The sequence below is a fragment of the Mariprofundus sp. KV genome, assembly GCF_013387475.1.
Taxonomy (GTDB): Bacteria; Pseudomonadota; Zetaproteobacteria; order Mariprofundales; family Mariprofundaceae; genus Mariprofundus.
This window is the reverse complement of the sequence record NZ_VWNB01000024.1, coordinates 1-1,070: the sequence shown is the minus strand read 5'-3', so window position 1 is coordinate 1,070 and position 1,070 is coordinate 1. Positions and strand designations below refer to the sequence as shown.

At 50.9% G+C, this 1,070-nt stretch carries 1 protein-coding gene; it reads left to right on the top strand.

Annotation, left to right across the window (positions count from 1 at the left end):
* Positions 1 to 55 precede the first annotated feature (55 nt).
* A complete protein-coding gene (locus F3F93_RS12330; RefSeq protein WP_176959502.1) occupies positions 56 to 1,009 on the top strand; it encodes an IS5 family transposase in 954 nt (317 codons plus the stop codon).
* The last annotated feature ends 61 nt before the right edge of the window (positions 1,010 to 1,070 follow it).

Below are 1,070 nucleotides of genomic sequence, written 5' to 3'. Positions count from 1 at the left end.
GGATACTCTGAATAACTCGTCGATTCCTGTATAATTTCTCCGAACAGGAGGAGTTATGGATCAGTTGAGTTTTGCGGAAGCGGAATACGATCACAAGCGTCGCAAGACGCGCCGTGAGGCGTTTCTGGAAGAGATGGAGATGTTGCTTCCGTGGAAGAAGCTGGAAGCAAAGATCAAACGTCATTACCACCGAAACAAGACAGGTCGTCCGCCATATCCGCTGAGCGTGATGCTTCGTATCCATTGTCTGCAGCTGTTTTACAATCTTTCAGATCCGATGATGGAAGATTCACTCTATGAGATTGAATCAATGCGGCGTTTTGCGAAACTCCGCTTGAGTGAACGTATCCCCGATGAGACGACGATTCTGAATTTCCGTCATTTGCTGGAGTCCCACCATCTCGGTGAAAAGCTTCTACAGGAGATAAACAAGCATCTGGCCTCAAAGGGATGCAAACTCCGGGAAGGTACGATTGTGGACGCCACGCTGATTGAGGCGCCGTCATCGACGAAGAACAAAGAGAAGCAACGCGACCCTGAAATGCATCAGACGAAGAAAGGCAACCAGTGGTATTTTGGCATGAAACTGCATATCGGTGTGGATGCCGATACCGGCATCGTGCACAGCGCCACAGGCACGGCGGCCAATGAGCATGACATTACCCAGGCGGACAAGCTGCTGCATGGCAAGGAGCAACGGGTTCATGGTGATGCCGGATATCTGGGTATTCATAAGCGAGAGGAGCACAAGGATCGCGAGGTGGAGTGGCATATTGCTGTTCGTCCCGGTAAACGAAAAGTCATGGTCGAGGGGAGCGATGAGCAAAAAACCGAAAAGGCCAAGGCATCGGTCAGGGCCAAGGTGGAACATCCGTTCCGCTGGGTTAAAGGAATATTTGGATATGACAAGGTTCGCTACCGTGGTTTGGACAAGAACATGAACAGACTCTGCCTGCTGCTCGGGTTTACCAATCTGCTACGCGGTCGAAGCCTGGGCTATACAGGATAGGTTTGCCCGAAAAACGGATAAACCACCCGATCAAAGCCAATCAGGCGATGATCGGGGGATA

Excerpts from the sequence above, each read along its gene's own strand:
- F3F93_RS12330 (WP_176959502.1), top strand. The coding sequence starts at position 56 with ATGGATCAGTTGAGTTTTGCGGAAGCGGAATACGATCACAAGCGTCGC.